Source organism: Thermotomaculum hydrothermale, assembly GCF_016592575.1.
In the GTDB taxonomy this organism is placed as follows: domain Bacteria; phylum Acidobacteriota; class Holophagae; order Thermotomaculales; family Thermotomaculaceae; genus Thermotomaculum; species Thermotomaculum hydrothermale.
Genome location: NZ_AP017470.1, coordinates 938,375 through 962,656, shown reverse-complemented (window position 1 = coordinate 962,656; position 24,282 = coordinate 938,375). Strand labels below are relative to the sequence as shown.

At 34.5% G+C, this 24,282-nt stretch carries 21 protein-coding genes; all 21 read right to left on the bottom strand.

What is annotated here, in order from left to right:
- Positions 1 to 131: 131 nt before the first annotated feature.
- Positions 132 to 2,204 carry a S9 family peptidase gene (locus tag TTHT_RS04405; RefSeq protein WP_201328826.1) on the bottom strand — a complete coding sequence of 691 codons (2,073 nt, stop codon included), beginning with the start codon at positions 2,202 to 2,204 and terminating at the stop codon, positions 132 to 134.
- The gene (locus tag TTHT_RS04400) at positions 2,204 to 3,511 is read right to left on the bottom strand and encodes a C1 family peptidase (RefSeq protein ID WP_201328825.1); all 1,308 of its coding nucleotides are present in this window, start codon (positions 3,509 to 3,511) and stop codon (positions 2,204 to 2,206) included. Before TTHT_RS04400 ends, TTHT_RS04405 begins: the two co-directional genes overlap by 1 nt.
- Positions 3,512 to 3,609: 98 nt before the next feature.
- Entirely contained in the window at positions 3,610 to 4,065 is a 456-nt protein-coding gene (locus tag TTHT_RS04395; RefSeq protein WP_201328824.1) for a type II secretion system protein, read from the bottom strand.
- The gene (locus TTHT_RS04390) at positions 4,062 to 6,329 is read right to left on the bottom strand and encodes a cohesin domain-containing protein (protein WP_201328823.1); all 2,268 of its coding nucleotides are present in this window, start codon (positions 6,327 to 6,329) and stop codon (positions 4,062 to 4,064) included. The genes TTHT_RS04395 and TTHT_RS04390 overlap by 4 nt, the downstream gene beginning before the upstream one ends.
- Positions 6,330 to 6,555: 226 nt before the next feature.
- Positions 6,556 to 6,903 carry a hypothetical protein gene (locus tag TTHT_RS04385; protein WP_201328822.1) on the bottom strand — a complete coding sequence of 116 codons (348 nt, stop codon included), beginning with the start codon at positions 6,901 to 6,903 and terminating at the stop codon, positions 6,556 to 6,558.
- Complete coding sequence (gene pilO, locus TTHT_RS04380; RefSeq protein WP_201328821.1) at positions 6,900 to 7,460, bottom strand: type 4a pilus biogenesis protein PilO; 561 nt, start codon at positions 7,458 to 7,460, stop codon at positions 6,900 to 6,902. Before pilO ends, TTHT_RS04385 begins: the two co-directional genes overlap by 4 nt.
- Positions 7,457 to 8,011 carry a PilN domain-containing protein gene (locus TTHT_RS04375; RefSeq protein ID WP_201328820.1) on the bottom strand — a complete coding sequence of 185 codons (555 nt, stop codon included), beginning with the start codon at positions 8,009 to 8,011 and terminating at the stop codon, positions 7,457 to 7,459. Before TTHT_RS04375 ends, pilO begins: the two co-directional genes overlap by 4 nt.
- Positions 8,001 to 8,729 carry a hypothetical protein gene (locus tag TTHT_RS04370; protein ID WP_201328819.1) on the bottom strand — a complete coding sequence of 243 codons (729 nt, stop codon included), beginning with the start codon at positions 8,727 to 8,729 and terminating at the stop codon, positions 8,001 to 8,003. Before TTHT_RS04370 ends, TTHT_RS04375 begins: the two co-directional genes overlap by 11 nt.
- 6 nt (positions 8,730 to 8,735) lie before the next feature.
- On the bottom strand, positions 8,736 to 10,256 hold the full coding sequence (locus TTHT_RS04365) for a GspE/PulE family protein (RefSeq protein WP_201328818.1): 1,521 nt from the start codon (positions 10,254 to 10,256) through the stop codon (positions 8,736 to 8,738).
- A 15-nt stretch (positions 10,257 to 10,271) separates the two neighbouring features.
- Positions 10,272 to 11,465, bottom strand: a complete 1,194-nt coding sequence (locus tag TTHT_RS04360; RefSeq protein ID WP_201328817.1) for a type II secretion system F family protein — start codon at positions 11,463 to 11,465, stop codon at positions 10,272 to 10,274.
- A gap of 3 nt (positions 11,466 to 11,468) precedes the next feature.
- Complete coding sequence (dnaB, locus tag TTHT_RS04355; protein ID WP_201328816.1) at positions 11,469 to 12,830, bottom strand: replicative DNA helicase; 1,362 nt, start codon at positions 12,828 to 12,830, stop codon at positions 11,469 to 11,471.
- A gap of 18 nt (positions 12,831 to 12,848) precedes the next feature.
- Positions 12,849 to 14,168: a sigma-54-dependent transcriptional regulator gene (locus tag TTHT_RS04350; RefSeq protein WP_201328815.1), complete on the bottom strand. Its 1,320-nt coding sequence runs from the start codon at positions 14,166 to 14,168 to the stop codon at positions 12,849 to 12,851.
- A 68-nt stretch (positions 14,169 to 14,236) separates the two neighbouring features.
- The gene (locus tag TTHT_RS04345; RefSeq protein WP_201328814.1) at positions 14,237 to 15,439 is read right to left on the bottom strand and encodes an OmpP1/FadL family transporter; all 1,203 of its coding nucleotides are present in this window, start codon (positions 15,437 to 15,439) and stop codon (positions 14,237 to 14,239) included.
- 14 nt (positions 15,440 to 15,453) lie between these two features.
- Positions 15,454 to 17,508: a hypothetical protein gene (locus tag TTHT_RS04340; protein ID WP_201328813.1), complete on the bottom strand. Its 2,055-nt coding sequence runs from the start codon at positions 17,506 to 17,508 to the stop codon at positions 15,454 to 15,456.
- A 203-nt stretch (positions 17,509 to 17,711) separates the two neighbouring features.
- A complete protein-coding gene (dtd, locus tag TTHT_RS04335; protein WP_201328812.1) occupies positions 17,712 to 18,158 on the bottom strand; it encodes a D-aminoacyl-tRNA deacylase in 447 nt (148 codons plus the stop codon).
- Between the two features lie 14 nt (positions 18,159 to 18,172).
- Positions 18,173 to 18,961, bottom strand: a complete 789-nt coding sequence (gene amrB, locus TTHT_RS04330) for an AmmeMemoRadiSam system protein B (RefSeq protein ID WP_201328811.1) — start codon at positions 18,959 to 18,961, stop codon at positions 18,173 to 18,175.
- A 31-nt stretch (positions 18,962 to 18,992) separates the two neighbouring features.
- Complete coding sequence (gene ftsY / locus TTHT_RS04325) at positions 18,993 to 19,907, bottom strand: signal recognition particle-docking protein FtsY (RefSeq protein WP_201328810.1); 915 nt, start codon at positions 19,905 to 19,907, stop codon at positions 18,993 to 18,995.
- Positions 19,908 to 20,258 (bottom strand): hypothetical protein, encoded by a 351-nt coding sequence (locus tag TTHT_RS04320; protein WP_201328809.1) that lies wholly within the window; start codon positions 20,256 to 20,258, stop codon positions 19,908 to 19,910. It abuts the gene before it with no gap.
- Between the two features lie 9 nt (positions 20,259 to 20,267).
- A complete protein-coding gene (locus TTHT_RS04315; RefSeq protein WP_201328808.1) occupies positions 20,268 to 21,050 on the bottom strand; it encodes a tetratricopeptide repeat protein in 783 nt (260 codons plus the stop codon).
- Positions 21,047 to 22,834 carry an HD domain-containing phosphohydrolase gene (locus tag TTHT_RS04310; protein WP_201328807.1) on the bottom strand — a complete coding sequence of 596 codons (1,788 nt, stop codon included), beginning with the start codon at positions 22,832 to 22,834 and terminating at the stop codon, positions 21,047 to 21,049. The genes TTHT_RS04315 and TTHT_RS04310 overlap by 4 nt, the downstream gene beginning before the upstream one ends.
- Positions 22,824 to 24,275: an adenylate/guanylate cyclase domain-containing protein gene (locus TTHT_RS04305; protein WP_201328806.1), complete on the bottom strand. Its 1,452-nt coding sequence runs from the start codon at positions 24,273 to 24,275 to the stop codon at positions 22,824 to 22,826. The genes TTHT_RS04310 and TTHT_RS04305 overlap by 11 nt, the downstream gene beginning before the upstream one ends.
- Positions 24,276 to 24,282: the final 7 nt, after the last annotated feature.

The window sequence follows — 24,282 nt, the reverse complement described above, 5'->3', positions numbered from 1 at the left end:
ATGTGTGATTAAGAAATTTAAGGCAATTCTTTAGAGAAAAGGGATAAATTTTTAAAAAAGTTTTTAGCTTAATAAAGTAAAAAAGCCCCGCACTTTTGCGGGGCTTAAATTTTTCTTAAATAAACTGCTGTTTATTTATCTTTCTCCTCGTATGCCAGGCCTCTAATCATATCAACAGAGTTGTAAGGGGCTTTCCCACCTTTCAGCCATTTGTTAAACCACTCAAGGTGAGCATTGTAATAAAGAGGCATTGATTTTACCGGGTCAGGCCAGTGGCCGTCGTTTTTGAAAATTATTATCTCTGATGGCACTCCCCTTTTCTGCAATGCTGTAAAGAATTGAATACTTTGAGTGTAAGGCACTCTATAATCCCTCTCACCTGTTATTACGAGACACGGGGTTTTGAAATTCTTTACATAATTTGAAGGTGTGGATTTTTTATAGTATTCAGGGTTTTCCCAGGGAGCACCACCGCAATCGTAATTTGGGAACCATAACTCTTCAGTTGAACCGTACCATGAAGGTAAATCATAAAGCCCCATCATGGCAACAAGGCATTTAAAGTGTTTGTTATGGCCTTCAAGCCACATCATTGCATATCCACCCCATGACCAGCCCATTGCTCCCATTCTGTCTTTATCAACATACGGGAGTTTTTCAAGGTATTGGGTAACTTTTTCAATATCTTCCATTACCTTGCCTGTGTAGTCTTTTGATATAGCCTTTGTGAATTCCTGGCCATATCCTGTTGAACCGTGGGGGTTAGGAAAGGCAACTATATAGCCAGCACCAGGGTAAACCTGCCAGTCTCCCCTGAACGAATCAGCCCACATGTATTGAGGGCCACCATGAACATTTAAAATTAGAGGATACTTTTTATTCGGGTCAAAGTTATGGGGCTTTACTATGAATAAATGAATCTTTGCCCCATCAGCCCCTTTAACCCAGACCTGCTCTGCAGGCCTTATGTCAACATTATCCTCAATTTTTTTGTTGAAAAAAGTAACCCTTGTTTTTGTTTTGTTTTTAAATGAGAGTTTGTAAATATCGTAAGGCTTGCCAACTGATGAGATGTTTGCAAGCACTCCACTTTTTACTGGGACAAACTCTCTAACATAAACTTTTTCAAAAACCTTTTTAATCTTCCCTGATTCAACATTTACAGAACAAATAGGGGTGTATCCCCTTTCCATTACCGTAAAGTAAATGGTTTTTGAGTTAGCCCACTTAAATGAATTTACCCAGTTGTCAACCTTTTCTGTTAATATCTTTTTTTTACCTGTTTTTGTGTCGTAAACAGCAAGCCTGAATCTATCAGACTCATAACCAGGAACCTTTTGCAATCTGTAAGCGATGTACCTTCCGTCAGGTGAAAATTGAGGATTGCCGTCGTAGGCGGGATTGTCTTTTGTCAGGTTTTTCTCAGTTCCATTTTTTAAATCAATTAAAACAAGGTCGTCATTTGTTGATTCTGCCGGGTCAGGCACATCTTTGACAGTAACAATGAGAAATTTTCCATCTGGACTTATATCAAAATCTTCCCAGAATGCAGGATAATCAGCCTTCCCTTTGGTAATTGCCGAGTATTTCTTTTTTGAAATATTGTATCTTATTAAATGGGAGTACTTGAAATCCCTATATGAAGTCCAGTGCCTGAAAAGAAGTTTATCTCCATAATGAGCCTGAACAGGGTTTTTATCCATTTTGTCCTGCAATTCCTTATTCTTTTTGCTATCTGCCCCAGCTTCAGGGAATACATAGGTTGAAAAAACAATGGTGTTGTCATCAATCACCTTGAAATTATCTACACCCATAGAAAAATCTGTAAGTCTCTCCGCTTCTCCGCCATCAAGGGGAATTCTCCACACCTGAATCCCTTTTTCCCTTGAAGAGAGAAAATACAAAAACTTTCCGCTTTTTGAAAATTCAGGAGAAAAGTTCTTGTTTTCACCTCTTGTTAATTGCTTAATAGCGCCTGTAATTACATTTAATAGAAAAATATTGGAACTTGACTTTCCCTTTTTATAATCTGCTTTAGAAACGCTGAAAACAACTAAATTGCCGTCGTAAGATTTTGTTAAACCTGAAATATTTTTCAATGAGTATAAATCATCTAAAGTAAAGGCTCTCTTTTGAACCCTATCCCCTGCAAAAGCAGGAGATAGGGTAATTAAAATAAAGAGCAATAATGCTATTTTCTTCATTATTTAGTTTCCTTTTTATCTTTTTTCTCTGCCTTTACCTTAAACTTTTCAAGTATTTTTGGGTCAATTGCAGATTTGTGGACAGCAAAATCAAGCATTTTAAGTTTTACATAATCATCTCTGTAAAATAAGTATCCCTCAAATTTTCCTTTTCTTGCACTTCTTGAAGAATCCTTTATTAGAAACCAGTCGTGTCCTGCATAGTGAGTCCAGCCAACAAGGTGAATACCGTGGTCGTCTGTTGTTGTATGATTGTAAAATCTAAATTCTCTTGCATCCTGATTTATGTAGTTTGCTGGTATATCAAAATCTGCAACAATTGCAGCATCATACTCACCTCTGTAGCCAGGCTCGGAAACATCTCCACCTATTCCAACTGTATAGCCGTTTTTAACAGCATTTAGCAAAATTGAATACCAGACATCAAGTGGTACATTATAATAATCCTTTGAATGTCTCCAGTTGTCAGGCACTTTAAATTCAATCTTCTGGTAAAAAGGTGCATATTTAAAGGATACAAAATCATAGTATTCATCCATGTTAAGTTTGCAAACCTCTTTTAAGAATGTTTTTGGGGTATATTCTTTACCTTCGTACTTAAATTTTGCCGGTGGAGTGCCAATGTATTTATCAAGTATAAGTTTTATGTTTGCAACAACATAGTCTTCATCCCACAGGTCATTTGCTTTAACAAACTGAAGGAACTTATTCATTTCTCTAAACATTAGTTCGTGATTGTGCATTTTTCTACCATTTTTTAAACCGTTGTAAACGCTTTCTGGCATACAGCCGTATTTTTTATAAATCTTGTTAACCGCATCTAATTCTGAACCCTCTCCAAAAACGCTTGTACCATAAGACCTTACAAATCCCTTTGCCTTCTCAATGTACTCCCAGTAAACGGTATGCATCTCAGAGAGCTTAATCTTTTTGCCAGTAATTCTGTAAATTTCTGACTCATAAAATGAAGTCCCTGAAAATGCCCAGCAGGTGCCTGTTAAATATTGAGCAACAGGCTTAAAATGAAATGCAGATTTAAAAACTTTGGGAGATTCTGGGATTTTAACATTTGAAAAATCGGCAACAAACTTTCTCTTTGGTTGTTTCTTCTTTTCTTCCTTTTTCTTTTCAAGGTAATCTTCTCTTGCTTTTTTTATCTTTTTTAATGTTTCTTTGTTTTCTTTGAATAATTTTTCAAGTACTTTGTCTTTTTTTCTTTTAACATATTGCCCTTTATTCACTGGGCTTGCCGCAAATGTTGAAAAAGTAAAGCAAATTACAGTTAACAAAAACATAATTTTTTTCATAATTCCCCCTTTAAAGAATCATTAACAGTTTATTTTTACGGAAATTTACCATTATTGTTGCCTGAAAATATTCAAATGTTTTAAAAATCATAAAATATTTACCAGTCTTTATACTTTGTACCGTCGATTGCCGTTCCTTCGGAAAGGGAATACACATCGTAAACATTCTGACCACCCCAGGTAGTGGAATCAGGGTCATCCTGTGCTGAACGAAGCCCCCACTCTGCTTTCCCCGTCATAGGGTCAACAGGTATCCTCCTTAAAAACCTGACCTTTCTGTTTACTGTACCTATAATTCTAACCCCCTCCACAAGGGTATCAAGGTCTGGAGGATAACCCATTGTTTCGGGGCCTCCTTTTGGTATAACCCCTCTATCACTTAATTCTTTGTAATGGTCTATTGCTGTTCTGATTTCTCTCAAAGCTCTTCTTAACTGTATTTCCTTTTTTCTCTTAACGGTTAGTTTTAAAAAAGGCACAACTGCAGAGGCTAAAATTGCAAGAATTGTAGCGGCAACTAATAGTTCAATATAGGTAAAGCCTCTCTTCCTCACTTAACAATAACCTCTCCATTTATAAATGTTGAGTGTACCTTCATATCATCAAAATTTTTAATGGTGGATGAAGGCTCAAACTTTAATGTACACTTACCTGGTGAGATTGCCTGAAAAATAATGTTTGCTAAAATCCCTGTCCCGCTTCTACCCTTTTCTCCACCTCGTCTATCTATTGTAATTGCTATTTTCCCATTTCTATTATCCCAGACAGGGACAAATGAAGCGTCAACACCGTCCTGTTTCATAAATCCGCCATCCATTACATTTAAAACTTTGACAACCTTAGGGTCAAAGGTAATGACAAGGTCGGTATTATCAATGTCTTTAAAGTTTGTGGCAAACAATGTAACAGAAAAGTTTGCGCCCGCCTGCTTTACCGATCTTTTTGGGGAAAATGAAACAATTGCAGGGGTTAATGAAACACTGTTTAAAGATTCTCCCCCCTTGTTAGCTATTTTGTCGTTTTTGTTTTTCCCCATTTTTAATTGTTTTTCTGTTTTTGGCTTTGCTGGCTCAGGAATAGATTCCTCTTGTTTTTCTTCTTTCTTTATAAATCCTTCAGGTGGGAAGTTACTTTCCACTTCACTTCCAACACTGTATGGTAATAAATCATCTTCAACAATATTTGGACCTCTTACAATATGAGGAGTAATTGTCATCATAATGTCTGTTTGCTGAACTTCCTTTGAGGTGTTTGAAAATAATTCTTTTAATACAGGCAAGTCAGCAAGCCCTTTTATTCCATTTAAAGAAGTTCTCTCAGAATTTTTAAGTAACCCTGCAAGCATAACAGTTTCTCCACTCTTAACCCTGACAACCGTTTCCACGGTTCTTTTACCTATAACAGGCTGGAATGCTGTTTTATCCACTATTGAAGATACCTCTAATTTAAGTTTTAGAGTAACATCTCCATTGTGATGAACTCTTGGTTCAACTTCAATTTTAATACCAACTTCCTGATAATTGTATGAAGTGAGGGGCTGCCCCCCAATGCCTGCAACACTATTGTTGTTTGTTCCTGAAATACCTGTAAATGGAGTAAATGATGTTGTTGCAATAGGTACTGATTGTCCTATTAAAACCTTTGCCTTTTCCCCTTCTGATACCCTTAATGTTGGGTTTGCAACCTCTTTTGCTTTTCCGATAGACTTTAAAAAATCAACCTGCAAATAAGGGATAGCAAACATCCAGGTTGCATTGTCAAGGTTTATAAATCCATTGCCACCTGTATTTCCTTCATCACCTGAAGAATTGGGGATTAACCCTGCCCCAACTTTATATGCAGGGTTTTGTAAATCAGTCGGAAGGAGACCTAATTTATCAAGGTTAGATCTATTAACTTCCATTAAGTCAAAATCAATGGTAATTTCAGATTTAGGCCTATCAGTCAACTTGACAATCCTGTCTGCAATGTTTATCTGCTGAGGGGTGCCCATTACTACCACGCAGTTTAAATCTTTATCATCAAAAATTTCTTTAATCCCTGTCAACAATCTTAAATTGTTTTTTAATTTGTCAGGTTTTGCATAGGAAAGGTAGTAAACTTTAATAATTTTGTCATCGTATTTCTGGTGATTTTGCTTTGTGTCTCTTAAAATAATTACAGTTTTTTCATCAATGATTTTGTAAAAGTTACCGCTTGCTATCATCAAGGCTTTCAAGGCATTGTAAAAAGTCATCCCCCTTAAATCAATTGCAATTTGTTTATCCTGAAATGACTCATCAAAGAGAATATTAATTCCGGAGGCTTTGCCTAAAGCATGATATATCTTTTTTAAACTTGTTGGTCTTGGAAAGTAAAGGTCAATAGGCTCATTAGAAGAAGGGTTTAAAACAGGGATACCATTTTTGCCATATGCCTTTTGCTTTGCCTTGGCTATTGTGTACTCTTTTCTTGCAGCTTTTTCCTTTATTTTTTCAATTTTCGCGTTAATTGCATTTACCCTGTCAAAAACATATTGATTTGTCGGATCGTACATTAAAGCTATTTTATATTCAGCGATGGCTTTATCATACTCTTTTTTCAATTCATACTGCTTCCCCTTTTTTATGTGCAATTTTGAAGCATTGTTTTTTGCCATTTCCCATTTTACCTTATATTCAATATTGTCAGGATGGTCTAACACAAGCTTCCCGAAATGTTTTGCTGCTTCATCCCATTTTTTCATTTTAAAGGCATTCATTGCTACTTTATAATCCTGCGGCTTAAAACAGGAAACTGAAAAAATTAAAAATACAATAAGGGGAATTATCCTTTTCACTTAAAAGCCTCCTTTATTTTCAAGGTTTATTGTCTTCTCATCATCAAATCCTTTAAATCCAATTATTACTGAACTTTTATTAACAGACTTTAGAACAAATTTATCAAATATGGTATCACCCTCTCTGAAAACAAACAACTCTGGGCCCTTTGTAACAACAACAGCCTTTACTCCACCTGATACTTTTATTATCCCTATTATTTTAAAATCAATAGGCGGAAGCTTTTTACTTCCCTCTTTGGTTTGAGTAAGTTTGCTTTTTTCTAATTCTATTTTTTAATTTTTCTTCAATACTTTCTTTTGGTTGCAATTGATTGTTAAAGTCAGGAACAATTGCTCCATACTGAAATATATTTCTTTTTAATGTAAAACTTTGCCCCTTGTAGTTTTTTACAGATTTAAAATTAAAGGGTTTTATATATTTATATTTTGCAATCAAAGTATTAATTGTTGTTTTGCTTAGATTTGATTTTTCAGTTAAAGAAATATTCTCTTCTCCGGGCATAAGAAAAACAATCAAAGCGACAATTATTAAAAGAATTATTAGTCCTTTTTCTCTTGATGAAATCTTCATTTTTGCTTCCCTCTATAATAAACTCCAAGGTCAACGGTTGCCGATATTGAATTTGCTTCAACAGAATTTACCGAAATCCTCTCTATAATAACCGGGAAAGGAATAGCCTCAAGGTCGTTTAAACATCTTCTAAAATTGTAATATGTTGTCTTTAACGGGATATGAATAGTTACCTTTATTATTCCCAAATCTCTTAATTCCTTTTTGTTGTAAGAGATGTGTTGAAAATTTATGTTGTATGTATTAAGAATTTGATAGATTTTGCCTGTTAATTCAGGAAAATCCTTTTCGAGCACTTTCATATTGTTTTTTTTGATTGTAAAAATTGTTCTTTTCACCTTTTTTACATTTTTTGTTACTTTGTTTAACTGACTGAACTGCTTTTTAACCGTTTTTAGTTCTTTCTCCACAGCTTCAATTTCACTTTTAGTATTATGGAAAAGATTGTATTCATTGAATGTGAAAAAATAGAAAAACAAAATATTTAAAGCAAGAATTGAAAGAAGAATTAGATAAAATTTTCTGTTTTCAAAAAAATAATCAACTATCACTCTCATAACTTATTCCTGTATTGAACCGAAATTGAAAACTTTAAAATTTTTGTTACAGGGTCAAATGACTCATATTCAACAAAAGGGTGTGCAAAATTTTTGTTCTTTTCAAGGTTTTCTATAAACTTTAACTCACTATCCTTTGACTTTGCCTCGGCAGATATTGACAGAAGGACAGATCTTCCTTCCACTTTTGGAGAGATCATCGATAGTTTAACATCTTCAGGTAAAGCTTTTTCAAACTGATTAAACAAATCAGCCCAGCTAAGCATTTTTTTAGCAGAAATTGAATAATAGAATGAGTATTCTTTTTTAAATTTTTTATAAGGTATCTTTCTCAAAAATGATGAAGCAATTGTCATTTTCTTATTATAATTTTCAATCTGTTCCTTTAATTTGTTAATCTGCTGGTGAGATGCAGAGTTTTTTGTTCTGTAGTAAAGAAAAACCATTGAATTTAAAATTGTAATCAACGATACAATCAAAATTGGAATATAAATTTTGAATAATTTCTCTTTTTTCTCAACACAAGGCTTTTCGCTAAAATTAATTCTCAAAACCAAACCCCTTAAAAATTTGTTTAAACCCTGGAAGATTACCTTCTCCGCAAAAGTAGAAGTCTTTAATTTCTGAGCTAAATTTTTCGTAAATTACCTTTTTCATCAATTCAATTTCACTTTCAAGGGGAATTCCTTCTGCTTTTTTTCTAACTTTCAGATAAGAAAACACTCCCTTTTTAAAAAACATACCTATAAAATAGTCATCTCTATCTAAAAGAAAAAATGTATTATCTTTAAGTTCTGGCAAAAAACTTATTAAAAAATATGACTCAGGTAATATATTAAAGCATTTTAATTTCATTGAATTGCAAATTTTATTCACTTCGCTATACAAAGTAATGGGAAGGGCATAAAAAAGCACCCTATCTTTTTCAACAAGTGTGTATTTTATCTTGTATGAATCAACACTATACGGGAGCAATGAACCTAATTTCCAGGTAAGAACTTCATCTCTTTTGGATTGAGAAAGCGGAAAATTTTCAATATTAATAACCTGACTGCTAAAACATAAATCAGTTAGAATAAGAGTATTAAAGTTGTTTCTTGAATATAACTCATTGAAAACATCTAAAAGTTGTTGCTGTGATGAAACCGGAGTTTTAATATTGTCAGGATTAAACAATCCGTTGTTAGAATGATTTGCTACAATCTGTAATTCATTGTTTAAAATATAAAAATTTTTGTGGCCAAGATAAAAATAATTTGTTTGTTTCATTATCCCCTACTCAATAAATGTTACCTTATTAATTTCTTTTAAAGAAGTAATGCCTTTTAAAACCTTTTCAATTCCGCTCTGCCTTAAAGTAACCATTCCCTCTTCTATTGCTTTATTTTTTATCTCTCTTACAGGCCTTTTATTTATAATTAGTTCCCTTATTTCATCAGAGAGGTCAAGCAATTCAGAGATAACTGTCCTTCCCATATAGCCTGTACCGTTACATTCAAAACAGCCTTTGCCTTCATAAAATGAATATTTCCCGTAAATAGAAGGGTCTAATCCAGATTCAATCAATGTTTCTTCGTCAATTTTTACCTCTGTTTTACAATGAGGGCATATCTTTCTTACAAGCCTCTGGGCTAAAATACAGTTTAATGATGAAACAAAGGAATAAATATCAATGCCCATATGGACAAATCTACCAATAACATCAACAACATTGTTAGCATGAACCGTTGTAAAAACCAGATGCCCTGTTAAAGCGGATTGTATGGCTATTGTGGCAGTTTCTGAGTCTCTTATCTCCCCTACCATTATTTTGTCAGGGTCGTGTCTTAGAATTGACCTTAATCCCTTTGCAAAGGTTAAGCCTTTTTTTTCGTTTACAGGAATTTGAGTTACGCCGTCAAGCTGATATTCGACAGGATCTTCAATTGTTATAATTTTGTCTTCCTCTGTCTTAATCTCAGAAATACACGCATAAAGTGTGGTTGTTTTACCGCTTCCCGTTGGCCCTGTAACAAGTATCATTCCATATGGTTCTTTAATAAACTTTCTTAATTTTCTTTTATCTCTCTCAGGAAAGCCCAAAACATCAAGATTCAGGCTTTTAAAATCTTTGTCAGTTGATTCTTTGTCAAGGATTCTAATTACAGCATCCTCGCCATGTATTGTAGGCATAATAGAAACACGAAAATCAACATTTTTGCCCTTTAACCTTACTTTAAACCTTCCGTCCTGAGGTATTCTTTTTTCCGCAATGTCAAGCTCAGCCATAACCTTAATTCTTGAAATAATTTCATTGTGGTATTTCTTATCAATTTTGTCCATTGCCTGATAAAGTACACCATCAACCCTGTACTTTATTACAACAGAATCATCTCTTGTTTCAATGTGAATATCACTCACCCTCTTTTGCAATGCGTTAAATATAACAGTATCTATCAACTTAACAATAGGACTTGTTTCTTTTGCAACTGCATCAATTGATAAAATGTCTTCCCCGTCTTCAGTTTCCTTAACAATTTGCAGCTTTAATTCAGAAGATGCTTCTTCTAATGCTCTCTGGGATGATTCGCTTTTTTTCAAAATTTCTTTAATTTCACTTTCATCTTCGTATTGAAGGACAATTCGCTTTCCCAATTTTGTTTCAAGCTCATCAATTTTTGTAATGTCAAAACTATCAGGCACTGCTATCTTTAAAACACCTTTTTCTTCTTTCAAAGGAACAAAGCTGTATGAAAACATTAATTCTACTGGAATTTTTTTTATTAAATTAAAATCAAGTTTTTCAATATTCAACATCCTCTACTCCAAACCTTATGAAATTATATCAGATACTTCAAACAATGGAAGATACATAGAAATTAAAATAAATGCAATAATTGCCCCCATTAAAAGCAAAACAAAGGGAGCAACCAGTGAAGTAATGTTCGCAAGTAAAGTGCTGAGCTCTTCCTCTTCAAACTCTGCAGAATTTTTGAGCATTGTTGTTAAAGAACCTGTCTCCTCTCCGATTTTTATCATATCAAGATTAATTGGGTCAAAAAATTCAGTACTATTTAAAGCTTCTGAAAGAGGTTTTCCATCTTTTACCATTTTTATACTTTTATTCAATTTTTTTGAAAGAATAACGCTCGGATTGGAGTATGCAAGGGTTTCAAGTGCCTGAACAGCAGGAGTGCCTCCTTCGAGCAAAATAGCAAGGGTTCTTGAAAACTGAGTAGTCACATACTTTTCCCATATATTTTTAATTAAAGGTATCTTTAACATTGCTTTTTCATAAAATACTCTACCTTTATCTGTGGACATAAAATGTTTTAAAAAACCTATGCCCAACAGAACAGTAATCAGTTCAAAAACTGCATTTCTGGCTATCCACTTTGATGTGGCAACAACCATTCTGGTTATTAATGGTAATTGTGCCCCAAACCCTTGATAAAAATCAGAAAACCTTGGGAGAACAACATAAACAATAATTCCTATTGCTAAAGCAGCTACCAATACAAGAAATGCCGGGTACACAAAAGCTGATTTAACCTTCTTTTTTGTAGAAAACATTATCTTTTGATAATTTAAATAATTGGCCAAAACACCGGCTAAATCCCCACTCTTTTCACCTGCAAAGAGAATGCCGGGGTAAATAGGAGGAAAGTAATCTGAATAATCCTTAAAAGCCTCTGCAAGGGATTTTCCCTCTTTTATAGACTCTAAAATTTCACCTAAAATAGATTTTAATTTTTTATTCTCAACCCTTTTTATTAAAATAGACAACCCATTAAAAATAGGAATTCCGGCCTTAATCAAAGCCAAAAACTCCTGATTGAATATAAGAAAATGTTTTTCAGGGATTTTTTTTGCCCCTTTAAATAAGCTGAATTTCTTTTTAACTTCAAATACATGATAGCCTGATGACTTTAATTTTGATACAGCTTCACTTTCAGAATTTGCTGTAATTTCCCTATTTATTACCTCTCCCGAGGCTGTTCCTACCCTGCATATAAAACGCGCCATAATTTACACCATATGAGGTTGCATTGATACAAATTTAGTACAGCTTTTATGAAATAACAATTTCACCCTTGCAATAGGGCCATTTCTGTTTTTAGCTACAATTAAATCTATGTCTTTAAATGGTATTTTGCTGTCATCTTCACTTACACCGACTTTTTTAGTGTCTTTTCTATGTAAAAACATAACAATATCAGCATCCTGTTCTATTGAACCTGATTCCCTTAAATCAGAAAGCATTGGCTGGGCATCCTTTCTCTGCTCAATTGCCCTGTTTAACTGTGATAATACAATAAAAGGAACATGCAGGTCTTTTGCAAGAATCTTTAACCCTCTTGAAATTTGAGACACTTCCAGTGCCCTATTTCCCATTTCCCTTTTATCAGTTTTTTCATGCATTAATTGTAGATAGTCAACAAGGACAAGGTCAAGTTTACCGTCATTGTCCATTTTTAATTTTTGTAGTTTTGCCCTTAAATCAGCAACTGTCAAAGATGCACTATCATCAACATAAATTTTTAAATTTTCCAGTGCATTTGCAGCCTGAACAAGCTTGTTGTACTCTGCTTCACTTAGAGAGCCTTCTCTTGCCGCCTTTACATTAACTTCCCCTTCCATACAAAGAAGTCTCAAAGCAATTTGATCAAAAGGCATTTCAAGAGAAAAAATACTTACTACATGACCTTTTTTAGCGATATCCAAAGCCATAGACAATGCGAAACTTGTTTTTCCTATTGATGGCCTGGCTGCAACAATAACAAGTTCCCCTGGCTGAAAAGCAGGAATAAATCTATTTAAATCAGAAAAAGGGGAAACAATCCCCTGGGTGGATTTGTTTCTTAAATAAAAGTCTCTTCTCTCTTCAATAGACGATATAACATCAACAATTCCATCCTTTAAAAGTTTTAAAACATCTTTATTTCTTCCAATTGCAACCTCAAAAAGGTCTTTTTCTACGAGGCTTATCAGGTGTTTAGATGGGGTGTCATTACTCCCTTCTGTTAGAATTTTTTCAGCTACTGACATCAATTTTCTTACCTTAGCCTTGTCAACAATAATCTCAGCATACTCTTCAATGTTTTTTAACATCGGAACATTATCTACCAGAGAAGAGATATAAATATCACCGCCTGCATTTTCAAGTAAACCTTTTTCCTGAAGCCTGTTTTTTACTGTGATTAAATCAAAATGCTTCCCTTCTTCAAAAATCTCTAAAATGATTGAGAAAATTATCCTGTGAGGAGTTAAATAAAAATCTTCAACTTCAATAATATGGCTTATTTTAAATATATTTTCAGGGTCTAAGAAAAGGGCGCCTAAAACACCTCTTTCCGCTTCTTCGTTATAAGGAAGCCTTATGTTTTCCATTAATTGTCCTTAAATCAACTATTTTTCAAGTTTATATCTCTTTAATTTATTGTAAAGGGTTGCTCTGGTAATTCCCATTGCATTAGCTGCTTTCATAATATTCCCATTATACTTGTCAAGGGTGTACCTTATCAAAGCCTCTTCCGCCTCTTCCATCTTCTCTGTATATAATTTTAACACAACTTCAGGGGAACGCTTATTATATTTCATGCCTGGAGGCAGGAATTTTGAGCCTACATTAACCCTATTCGTCATTAAAACAAGCCTTTCTACCACATTTTCAAGCTCCCTTACATTCCCAGGCCAATCATATTTCATAAATATTCTTTCCACCTCAATGGTAAATCCTTTGAAGGTTTTGTTCACCTCTTTGCTGTATTTGTCAAGAAAGTAATTTGCAATAGGCATTATATCTTCTCTTCTGGAACGCAATGGGGGTATCTCAAACTCAAGAATATTAAGTAAATAAAAAAGTTCCTCTGCAAATTTGCCGTTTTCAACAAGTTCATTAAAATTCTCTGTAGTACTAACTATTATTTTTAAGTCGTATTTTTTTACCACTCCATTTTTTTGAAAATAGGTCAAATCATTTTTAAGAAAATCAAGAAGTTTTAATTGAGAGTCATAAGGAAGCCTGTTAATATGCTTGAAAAAAACAGTTCCTTTATTTGCGTAGTCCAGCAATCCTGGATTTCTTTTGTCCCCAAATAAGGTAGATTCAAATTTATCTGGTTCAAGCAAAACAGAATTTACTTTTACAAAGGGGTACTCTGACCTGTCACTTTCAATATGCGCAATTTTTGCAAGTAGCTCTTTACCAGTGCCTCCTTCTCCCTTAATAAGAATATTGGGAGCCTTGGATGCTACAGTATTTATTTGTTTTAAAAGTTTTTTTAGTTCTTTGTTTTCTGTTATGAATTTTAATTCTTTTTTTTCAAGGTTTAATTTATACTTTTGAATTTTTTCTTTTTCTTCTAAGTCTTTCATTTTTAAAATGTTTTCAATGTTAACCAGTAATTTATCAACCTGAAAAGGTTTTTCTATGAAGTCTGAAGCGCCCTTTTTTAATGCAGTTACAGCCAGCTCAATAGTTCCATGCGCAGTCAAAATAATCACTTTAGTTGAAGGAGATATTTCTTTTATTTTATCAAGGACTTCAAGTCCATTCATTCCTTCCATTTTTAAATCTACAATTGCTAAATCAAACTCTTTTTTCTTTATAAGTTCAACAGCAGTTTCTCCGCTTAATGCAAGGGATAGTTCATATTTATCGGAAAGCAATAAATTTAAAGCTTCTAAAACATCTTTATGATCATCTACAATCAAAATTTTCTTCATACTCATATTCGCGACCTTCCTTATGAAAAATAACCCCCGCCAAAATAAAGCGGGGGTTTGTGTTTTATTTAGAATCTGTAATCTAACCCAAATCCCAACAGATATGCTTCAGTCTGATAAACACCGTCAAATCCAGACTGGTTACCGACAACTCTTCTGTCGTTAAAGTGAACCCACATAAAGTAGGAACTAATTGTTAAGTTTTTGCTGAAATGCCAATCCATTCCAACAGAGTAATCATTTCTGTCTGAATCAGGAAGGGTTGGTTCTACCGTCTCATCAGGAGCAGGGTTTTCATCGTAAATATAACCAAATTTAAATGTAAAAGAATCGTTCCACTTGTAAGCTATACCAATTCTGTAAGAATCAACATTGTCCCACAATTTTGGAACACTCTTTAAAACTTCGCCGTTAGTTCTAACAGCTTCCAACTTATCGTAAGAAGACCAATCTGTATGGAACCATTCTGCAGCAATTTCAAGGTTCTTGCTATACTGATAGGAAAATCCAATAGCCCAAGTCTGAGGAAGGGTTACCTTTGCTTTTATATTGCCATCATAGAGAATTGGCAAAAATGGAGTTGGCACATTATCAAAGTCAGCGTCACCATCATAATGGATGGTAACTTCACTTCTAAATACTCCGCCTATATGAAACTTATCAGTAACATCCCATTCAAAACCAAAGCTTCCACCCCAGCCATCACCATCACCTGATAATTCAACATCAGCAAACTGGTCAATAAAATTAATCTGGTTTGTAATAAGAACATCTGAAAGCACATAATTTGCCTGAATTCCTATTGAAAAATTGTCTGTTAATTTGAATGCTACAGTTGGAGAAATATAGAAAGTCCTGATATATGTCCTATCTGCCAGTTCAGTGCCAGGCCATCCAGCAGGCCAATCTGTCTGCAATCCATACTGGGAAAATTCACCTATACCAACGGTTACTCTGTCATTTAACTGTTTTGTAACATAAACGGCAGGTAAAACATTAAGGTGTTTTTTCTGGTCTGTTCTTAAACTACCATCCAAAGATTCCCAGTGGCTCTCTGGATAAACTAAACTCACATTGAAACTTACATTTAAGCCGGGAAGATAGGTTAACCCTGCTGGATTATAGAATATTGCTGACGCATTTCTTGCATTTGCAACTACGGCATTTCCCATAGCGGCATAGGTTGAACTGTGTTCATTTAACTGAAACCCCGCTGAAAATGCGAAAGCAGATAATGTCAAAGCCAAAATTATAGATACAAATTTTCTCATACCTTCACCTCACTTTACTTTACGAAAATTGCATGGTTTACATCTACAACAGGATTAAAGTTTGTTGTTGCACTTTCTGCTGCTGCATTTTTCAGGGCCTCTGGAATAGAAATTGATTTGCCACTTGCAAAAGGATCAATTATAACCGGTGTACCTGACTGGAGGAATGACCCAATATACATTGCAGTCTGCATCTGTCCTGCATATGTGAATTCAGGATGTTCATTATCCAGTAAGAATCCGTGGTCATTAATATTATATTGATAAAGACCACTTGCAACACCGGCAGGTGATGTTGTCATGCCAAAAATTGAATTAACGACAGGCTCAATCTGCGGGAATGCAGAGCCAAAAGCCCTTGCAAGTGCATCGCCAGAGATATTAGGTACGACCTGGTCGCCTATTGCTTCGTGCATTAATACATACTTTGTTGTTCCAGAAAGTTCACCTGAAAGAACATAGGGGGCATAGTTAATTGGGTCAGCAGCATCAATTACTGTTTGAGCCATCAACCAGAACTGGTTATATTGAGGTGTCCCAGCAACAATACCGTTTTCAGCAAGCTTTTCATTGATAACAGGCGCAAAAGCAGGTGAATTTGTAAGAAGTGCTGCAATGTTTCCACCAGGAACATTTAATACTGCTGTTTTTATGTTAGGCTCTAATGCCATTAAATTTGTACCAGTCATTCCACCTAAAGACTGGCCAGCATAGGTAAATCCCATAGGAAGAAGGTCAGGCACATTGTCGTCAGTATAATCTATTCCTGTTTGAAGCATTTTAACAAGCATCATCTGATCAAGGTTAGACTGCCTTATATTGTCCCTTGCAGTTCTAAGGTATGCCAAATTCATAAAAAGAGCTCCAGATGGGTCAAGCTGTCCATCAGGTACAAGTTCACCTGTTTCATTGTTCATGAAATCTCCAGCCCTATCGCCGTGAAGAACTAAATCCATAGAAATTGTTGCAACACCTATTGAAGCAAAGGTATTTGCAATTGCAAGTGCATCCATCTTTGTCCTTGTAAAGCCGTGCTGGAAAATCACAACAGGAAAAGGTCCTGTACCTTTGGGAACAACCAATATAAAAGGAACGGCGTTGTCGCCAAATTTAACAAATTTTCCGTCTTCACCTTTTTCAAAGTGCCCTGCAAGAGGGTTTGAAATAAAATTAGGTGACATAAAAGCACCTGTTAAAACTCCACCAACCGCATCGTGAGGAAAATCAATACCTGTCTGGGCCTCAACTGCTCCATAAAAAGCAGCTACCATTGCATCGCCTAAATATTTTGCTGCAAAAATAGGTGCAGGAGCAGGCATTTCGTTTAACTGTGATTTCAAAACAAGAAAATCATCATAAGTACCTTGAGTTGTGAAAGTAAAAGCAATTGCAATATCATCTCTTGTTATTCCAACTTGAGTGAGAAAATCAAATATAGGTTTCATTGCCTGTCTTAAATATTCAAGTTGCTGGGCTGTTGCGTCATCTAAAAGTGCGGTTGTTGAGTGTCCATTTGCATCAACAAGAGCATTTTCTCTTTCTAAAAGATAGAAAACCTTATCCGGTTCAATTGATTTACCATTTGAATCTTTAACACCTTTTGTAACTACTACAACATATTTATGGTGCGGTTTTAATGGCCAAATTGGTGTTAAAGAAACAGCTCCACTTGCAGAATCAAAACCTAAAACTGAAAAAGGAATTTCGCTTCCAAAATCTGGAGACTCAGCTGTTACATCGATAAATTTGATATTGTTTGAATTCAATGTTGAAGTGTCAGGTGCCCCATCCAAAAAGAAAGAAATTGGTGCAACAGTTGAAAAACCTGACAATGAGTTTACAGCATCAATTAAGTCTAAGCCATCAGGATTGGGAATAGCATTTTTTCCTGTAACAGGGTCAATCAATAAATCATTTGGGAAAGGAATAATCCCTGCCGCTGGGTCAAAAATTGCAGTTGTGAATTTTTCCAGCGGTTGAGATTCATTGCTTTCCAGATGATTGGCAGCTGCACAGCCAATCATAACCAGTAATACCAAAACAAGCCCCAAAGAAAGAAACTTTTTCATAAAACCTCCCACGCATTTCTTTTATAGAAGAGAAAATACTAAAAATTTCACCTCCAATCGATGTCGAACCTTGTTAAATATATTACTTAAAATTAGTTTTAAAATCAATAAAAAAATAAGAAAAAATTTTACAAATTTTAAAATAAAAGAAAATTGTTTTTAGGTAAGTTGATGGGTAAAAATAATATTTTATTTGAATAATCTTATTTTTCCACAATAAAGGTTACAGGGCCATCATTAATTAAATTTACTTTCATATATGCCTGAAATTCACCTGTTTCAACTTTTATGTTTAACCTCTTTAAAAAATCCACAAATCTCTCATAGAAAACCCTGGCCTTATCTCCACTTAATGCATTGTCAAAAGAGGGGCGTCTTCCCTTTTTAACAGAGGCTGCAATGGTAAAATTAGAAACAACAAGCAAAGACCCTTCCACATCTTTGATTGAGAGATTCATTTTCCCTTCTTTATCTTCAAAAATTCTCAAATTAACTATTTTTTCAGCAATATATTTGATTTTTTCGTCTATTTTTTCAACATCACTTTTCTCAAATCCAACAAGAATAACTATTCCCTTATCTATCTCTCCTACAATTTTTCCATTTATCTCAACATTAGCCTTTTTTACCCTTTGAATAACCGCTTTCATAGTAACTCCTTTAATTAATAAAAAATCATTCCCAGATATGCTACAACCTCGTTAAAATCCCCTGTAACAACACCAGAATTGGTGTATTCAATAACTTCACCTTTTGTAGCCCCTTTTAGCTTTGCAATGTTAAGCATTAAATACGCCGGGTAAATTCCGCACATTGAAATATTGTTTCTTTCTACAACATTGTAGGTAAGTTCTACATTTAGCACTTCCATCGCTTTTATGACCTTAAAATCCTGTTCTTTAGCATATTCTGCAGGTACATAATGACTCATATCAGAACTTGCAATAAATAACACGTCTTTTTCTTTTGTTTTATTATAAATATGTAATGCGAAATCTTTTAAAATATCCTTATCCCCCAACCCTACAGAAACCGCCACAATTTTTGTTGAAGGATTTAATAATTTGATTATAGGCAACTGCACTTCAAGGGAATGCTCATATAGATGTGCTGTCCCATCTAACTTAGCATATGCGAAAGACGCAATCTCTCTGCTTAAATCCAGATCAACTTTAATTTCTCCAAATGGAGTCTCCCACGATTCATCAGGGGAAATTGCCAATGCCCAGCCTAATCCCCTATGATTTGGGCAGAATATTACCACTGTTTCAGGAATATTAATTGAACAAAGGGTTTTATAAGCTGTTTTGCCTGAATAAATATAACCAGCATGGGGACAAATTGCCCCTATCGCATTTATTTTCGGGTCTCTGCACTTTATACTGTTGAAAAAAGAGACTATCTCTTTACCATGTGCTGGATAAAAACTTCCAGCATATACAGAGCGTCTCATTCAAGCCTCCTTTAATAAAATGTTTAAAGAATTACTCAAAAAGGCTTTCAGCGTACTCTTCAACATTAAAGGGAATCAGGTCATCTTCTTTTTCCCCAACACCTACAAATGCAACAGGAACATTTAATTGTCTAACTATTGGAATAACAACCCCTCCTTTTGCAGTTCCATCAAGTTTTGTTAAAACAATATCAGTTATTCCGGTAATTTTTTGAAATTCTTTTGCCTGGCTTAAAGCGTTCTGGCCATTTGTAGCATCAAGTATTAAAACAATTCGGTGAGGAGCATCGGGTATTACCTTTGCTATTACCCTTTTCATTTTTTCAAGTTGTTTCATTAGGTTTTCTTTAGTGTGGAGCCTCCCTGCAGTATCTATAATAACAACATCAGCCCCCCTTGCAACCCCTGCTTTAACAGCGTCAAAAGCAACAGCAGAAGGATCAGAACCCTCTTTGTGTCTTACAATATCGCAGCCTACCCTTTGAGCCCATATTTCAAGCTGGTCAATAGCTGCGGCTCTAAATGTATCTGCTGCTCCCAATATTACCTTTTTACCCTCGTTTTTAAATTTTTTAGCAAGTTTGCCTATTGTAGTTGTTTTACCTACACCATTCACCCCTACAACAAGAATAACAAGTGGTTTTCTACTATCTTCAAGAATATGGCTTTCTTTTGAAACAGAGAGCATTTCAACAACCTTCTCCCTTAAAGCCCTCATAACCGCATCTAAATCTCCCACTTCTTTACGGGAGATCTTTTCAGTTACCGTATCAAGAAGTTCCTGAGTTGCATCAATTCCAACATCTGCTTCAATTAACAATTCTTCAAGGGTTTCCTCAATTGATTCATCAATCTCTTTTTTCCCCAATACAGCTGTTGCCAATCCTTCCGCAATCTTACTATGAGTTTTCTTTAATCCCTGTTTAAATTTACTTAAAAATCCCATTTAAAAAAACTCCTCCTCAACCTTCTCTATAATTTCTTCTGCATATAAATCTGCATAACCTCTAAACGAACGGCCTTCAAAAACAATTAATATTACAAGGTTATCTTTCAATTTCTTGGCAAAAACTGCATTCTTGTCATTGTATAAAAAAATCTCACGGCTCTCTTTGCCATTAATCTTTTTTGCCATTGTGTGAACCACATGGGCAGCAAATAGCCTTACATCTTCGTCACTTATCCTATCTTCATCGTAAGAGTAAAGAATTATTTCACCCTCATCGTCTGCAAGTGCAACTACCATTGCCTTTTTTATTTTTTCCAGATATTGGTCAAAAACTTCTTGAATTTTCATATTTCACCTCTAATTTGTTTCAACCTGAATAAGTTTTTTTAACTTTTCCATCTCTGCTCTTACCTCTTCCGAAGGATAAAGTAGAGATAGTTTTGCAATTATCCTTTTAGCCTCGTCAAAATTGTTTAACATGTAGTTTGCCTTTGCCTCTAAAAGCAATAGAGTTTCATTATTGGGGAATTGTTTTTCCGCTTTTTTTACCGCATTTAAGCAATCAGCATATCTCCCTTTTTTATAGTATAACTGAGCAAGAGGAGCATAAACACGATAGAAATCCTCTTTTATAGAAACTGCCTGCTCGAAGGCAGCAATAGCCTCATCGTATTTTTTTTGCTTTTCTTTCAACAACCCTATATTAAAGTATACAAAATGCGGTGTCGGATAGGTTTTATCTTTCAATACCTCTCTATACTCCTTTAAGGCTGAATCGTATTGTCCAAGTTCAGTGTAAATTGCCCCTAATGTATTGTGTATATCAGTAAGCTCAGGGTTTAGCTTTAACGCCTTGTGGAGTGCATCTATTGCGTCCTCGTACTCTCCCATTCCGCTTAAAGCAAGTCCCAGAGCATTCCAATACTGTGCATTGTCAGGTTCTTTTTGTATTGCACTCTGGAGAAAGTTTACTGACATTGAATACTCTTTCTTTTTTAAAAGCAAAACCCCTTTTTGATAGTCAACATAGGCATCTCTAAAATCAGGGTTTGATTGGATTTGATTTGTTTCAGGCTTTTTGTGAGCACAGGAAGTTAAAAGCAAAAAAAACCCAATAGTAACAACAATTATTTTCTTCATTCTTTATCTCCTTTATTATTGTCTTTAATTTCACTTTCATTATTATCATCTTTATCAACATTTAAAAGTTCATTAAATTCCCCGCTATTAAAGGCTTTTACAAAAGCCGCAACTACCCGTCGGTCATACCTTATACCAGCAAAATCCATTATCTTATCTCTTACAAACTCCGGGTCCATAGGGTCCTGGTAAGGCCTTCTTGAAGTCATTGCATCAAAAGTATCAGCTACCGCAATAATCCTTGCAATTAAAGGTATTTGCTCTCCCTTAAGCCCTTCTGGGTATCCACTGCCATCCCATTTCTCATGGTGATATTTTACCCCCTTATTAATCTCTTTTAATTCTTTTATTGGGGCTAAAATATTGTAGCCAATTACAGGGTGTTTTTTCATTTCCTCAAATTCTTCAGCAGTTAAAATTCCCGGTTTTCTCAGTATTTTATCGTCAATGCCTATTTTCCCTATGTCATGCAGTAATCCAGCAACTTTTATTCTCTCAAGCTCAATTGCGTTTAATCCTAAATATTTGCCTATAATCACAGATATTTTGGTTACCCTTTCGGAATGCCCCCTGGTGTATTCGTCTTTTGCGTCAATAGCCGCAGCAAGAGCAGTAATTGTTGATATAAAAAGTCTTTTATTGTACCTGATTAAAGATTCAAGTCTTTTAATGTATTTCTCAATCTCTTCAACAGTAAAATTTATCCTTTTTGCAAGAACTGTAATTTCATTTGACCCAACGATGTTTGCCCTTACGCTGAAATTTCTCTTAGAAATCTTTTCAGTAACATTTATCAAATCATTAATAGGCTCATGGAATGCATTTGAAAGAAATATACTTAATATTGAAGCAAACAATACTGCAAGTATTCCAAATGTGATAGTTTGAGTTTTCATTTTTTTTACATATTTATACGCTGTTTCTCGAGGGATATAGGTAATCACACTCATGTCAAAGCCAGGTACAAAACTTGAGGAAGCTATAATTTTTTGTCCCTGAAATTCGTCAAAAATCAAATTGTTTTGTTCTTTGTTAAAAACCGTTATATCTATTTTATCCCCAACAAGGGTTGTATTTTTTGCTCCAATTATACTTCCCTCTTTGTCTACTATAAGGAAATTATATCCTGTTGGAAGTTTAACTTTAAGGTTAGCAAACACATTATCCATATTAACTGCTATGGCAATTACACCTCTGTTATTCCCTACATTTACCGGATAAACAAAGAAAATATAGTATTTAAAATATTGATTTAAAAATATAGGTGGAGATTTAATCTCTCTGTTTTCGTGCAAACAATTAATTATGTATAGATCAAGCTTTTCATCTAAGGCATTTTTTGTATCAAAACTTGTATTCAGTGCAAATGCCTGGTGCCCTTGAGTATCTTTAATCAGGATATAATCTATCTCTGGTGTATTCTCAAGAAAATCAACAAGGGTTTTCCTTTCGTCTAAAAGGGAGATTATATCTGGAAGACTGCTGTCAATAGAATTGAAAAGTATTGTAGTTTTTACAGATTCAACCTTGCTCTCCATAATTTTCAAAAATTTCTCAGTCTGATTTGCAATAAGCCATGAAATTGTGGTATGAGTCTGTCTTTGATTTAGCAGAAGGTTTTTTTCAGCAATTTTTATAAGAATAAAATCAGAAATAATAAGTGGTATAACAGCAAGAATTATAGCAATAACTAACAAAACCTTTTTTATTGAATAGGTTAAAAAAATTTTTTTAAAAAATTCAAGTTTTAAAAATCTGTCAAACTTCTCTTCATTAAACTTCATTATAAATAACCCTGTAAACTTTTAATTTTTTCTCAACTCCTTTAACTTTCCTTTCACCTTTAAACTCTATTTTAAATCTATCCTTTATTAGTTTATAACAGTTTTCTCCGATAACAATCTCTCCAGGAGAACAAACTGAAGATTCAAGCCTCGAAGCTATATTTACTGTATCTCCCAAAACAGTATAATCCACCCTTTTATATGACCCTACATCACCAGCAACAACTTTTCCTGAGTTTATCCCTATTTTAATCTGTAAATTATATCCTGTTTCCTTATTAAATTCAGGAAGGATTTTCTGCATTTCTATTGCAGCCCTTACAGCTCTTTCCGCATGGTCATCCATTTTATTGGGGGCACCAAACACTTTTGAAAAAAAACTGTTTAGCATTGAGGCAATTTCAGGTGGAGTTAACTTTCTCGATATTGAAGTAAAGTCCACTATATCTGCAAATAAAATAGATGCCTCAACCTCTTCCATTTTCAGAGAACCTGAGGAAGTTTCCTCAATTAATTTTGACACAACCGATGGTGAGTGGTAGCGGGAGAGCCTCTCTTTAATCTGCATCTGCTTTTTCATTTCATTAAATAACCTGACCTGTTCAATTCCTATTGCTGCAAAAGATGCAAGAACGGATAACACTTTTAAATCTTCCTGTGTGTATAATCTTTCACGCAATAAAGCATCAAGATAAATTACTCCTATTGTTTTATCCTTATCCCACATAGGGACACAAAGTGCTGAACGAATTCCTTGAATCATTATACTCTGTTTCCCACTAAACCTTGGGTCAACCATGGCATTAGTTGTTAATATTCCAACTTTTTCAGTAAATGCTTTTTTTGTGATGGTAGAGGAAAACAAACTTTCAGGGTTTGAGGAATCTACTCCACCTTTTATTTTTATCCCATAAGGGATTAATTCTTTTTTTTCAGAGTCCCATAAAAGAAGTATCCCCCTTGAAAAATCTATTCTTTCCTCAATAATATCAAGAAGGTTGTCGCAAATTTTCTTTAAATCTGTTTCATATATCAACAACTTTCCTATTCTTGCAAAAACATCTATTAAATCTTTCCTTGAATGGGTCAACTCCCCTATATCTTTTACAAAAGAGCTGTCTGTAAAAGGCTTTGCTACTTCCTCTTCATCAATCTCATCTATCTTTACCGTGATAACAAAAGGCCCCAGAGTGAGCTTTGTCTTGCTGCCTAATTCTAATTCCTGAACTCTATTATTTTTATAATAAATTCCGTTTTTACTTCCTAAATCTCTAATATAAAATTTCCCATTTGTTCTTTTTTCAATCATGGCATGCTTTCTTGATACATTTGGAGAAGAGAGAACTAAATCACAATCTGGATTTCTTCCTATAACTATCTCATCATTTTCAAATTGCTTGACTTCAATTGTAATTCCATTATCAATTTCAATTTCTATCATCTTATTT

Bases quoted from the DNA above. Each gene is read 5' to 3' on its own strand.
- TTHT_RS04320 (WP_201328809.1), bottom strand. From the start codon at position 20,258: ATGAAAATTCAAGAAGTTTTTGACCAATATCTGGAAAAAATAAAAAAG.
- TTHT_RS04370 (WP_201328819.1), bottom strand. From the start codon at position 8,729: ATGAAACAAACAAATTATTTTTATCTTGGCCACAAAAATTTTTATATT.
- dnaB (WP_201328816.1), bottom strand. From the start codon at position 12,830: ATGGAAAACATAAGGCTTCCTTATAACGAAGAAGCGGAAAGAGGTGTT.
- TTHT_RS04340 (WP_201328813.1), bottom strand. From the start codon at position 17,508: ATGAAAAAGTTTCTTTCTTTGGGGCTTGTTTTGGTATTACTGGTTATG.
- dtd (WP_201328812.1), bottom strand. From the start codon at position 18,158: ATGAAAGCGGTTATTCAAAGGGTAAAAAAGGCTAATGTTGAGATAAAT.
- amrB (WP_201328811.1), bottom strand. From the start codon at position 18,961: ATGAGACGCTCTGTATATGCTGGAAGTTTTTATCCAGCACATGGTAAA.
- TTHT_RS04400 (WP_201328825.1), bottom strand. From the start codon at position 3,511: ATGAAAAAAATTATGTTTTTGTTAACTGTAATTTGCTTTACTTTTTCA.
- TTHT_RS04315 (WP_201328808.1), bottom strand. From the start codon at position 21,050: ATGAAGAAAATAATTGTTGTTACTATTGGGTTTTTTTTGCTTTTAACT.
- TTHT_RS04385 (WP_201328822.1), bottom strand. From the start codon at position 6,903: ATGAAGATTTCATCAAGAGAAAAAGGACTAATAATTCTTTTAATAATT.
- pilO (WP_201328821.1), bottom strand. From the start codon at position 7,460: ATGAGAGTGATAGTTGATTATTTTTTTGAAAACAGAAAATTTTATCTA.
- TTHT_RS04360 (WP_201328817.1), bottom strand. From the start codon at position 11,465: ATGGCGCGTTTTATATGCAGGGTAGGAACAGCCTCGGGAGAGGTAATA.
- TTHT_RS04310 (WP_201328807.1), bottom strand. From the start codon at position 22,834: ATGAAGTTTAATGAAGAGAAGTTTGACAGATTTTTAAAACTTGAATTT.
- TTHT_RS04405 (WP_201328826.1), bottom strand. From the start codon at position 2,204: ATGAAGAAAATAGCATTATTGCTCTTTATTTTAATTACCCTATCTCCT.
- TTHT_RS04350 (WP_201328815.1), bottom strand. From the start codon at position 14,168: ATGAAGAAAATTTTGATTGTAGATGATCATAAAGATGTTTTAGAAGCT.
- TTHT_RS04305 (WP_201328806.1), bottom strand. From the start codon at position 24,275: ATGATAGAAATTGAAATTGATAATGGAATTACAATTGAAGTCAAGCAA.
- TTHT_RS04345 (WP_201328814.1), bottom strand. From the start codon at position 15,439: ATGAGAAAATTTGTATCTATAATTTTGGCTTTGACATTATCTGCTTTC.
- TTHT_RS04365 (WP_201328818.1), bottom strand. From the start codon at position 10,256: ATGTTGAATATTGAAAAACTTGATTTTAATTTAATAAAAAAAATTCCA.
- ftsY (WP_201328810.1), bottom strand. From the start codon at position 19,907: ATGGGATTTTTAAGTAAATTTAAACAGGGATTAAAGAAAACTCATAGT.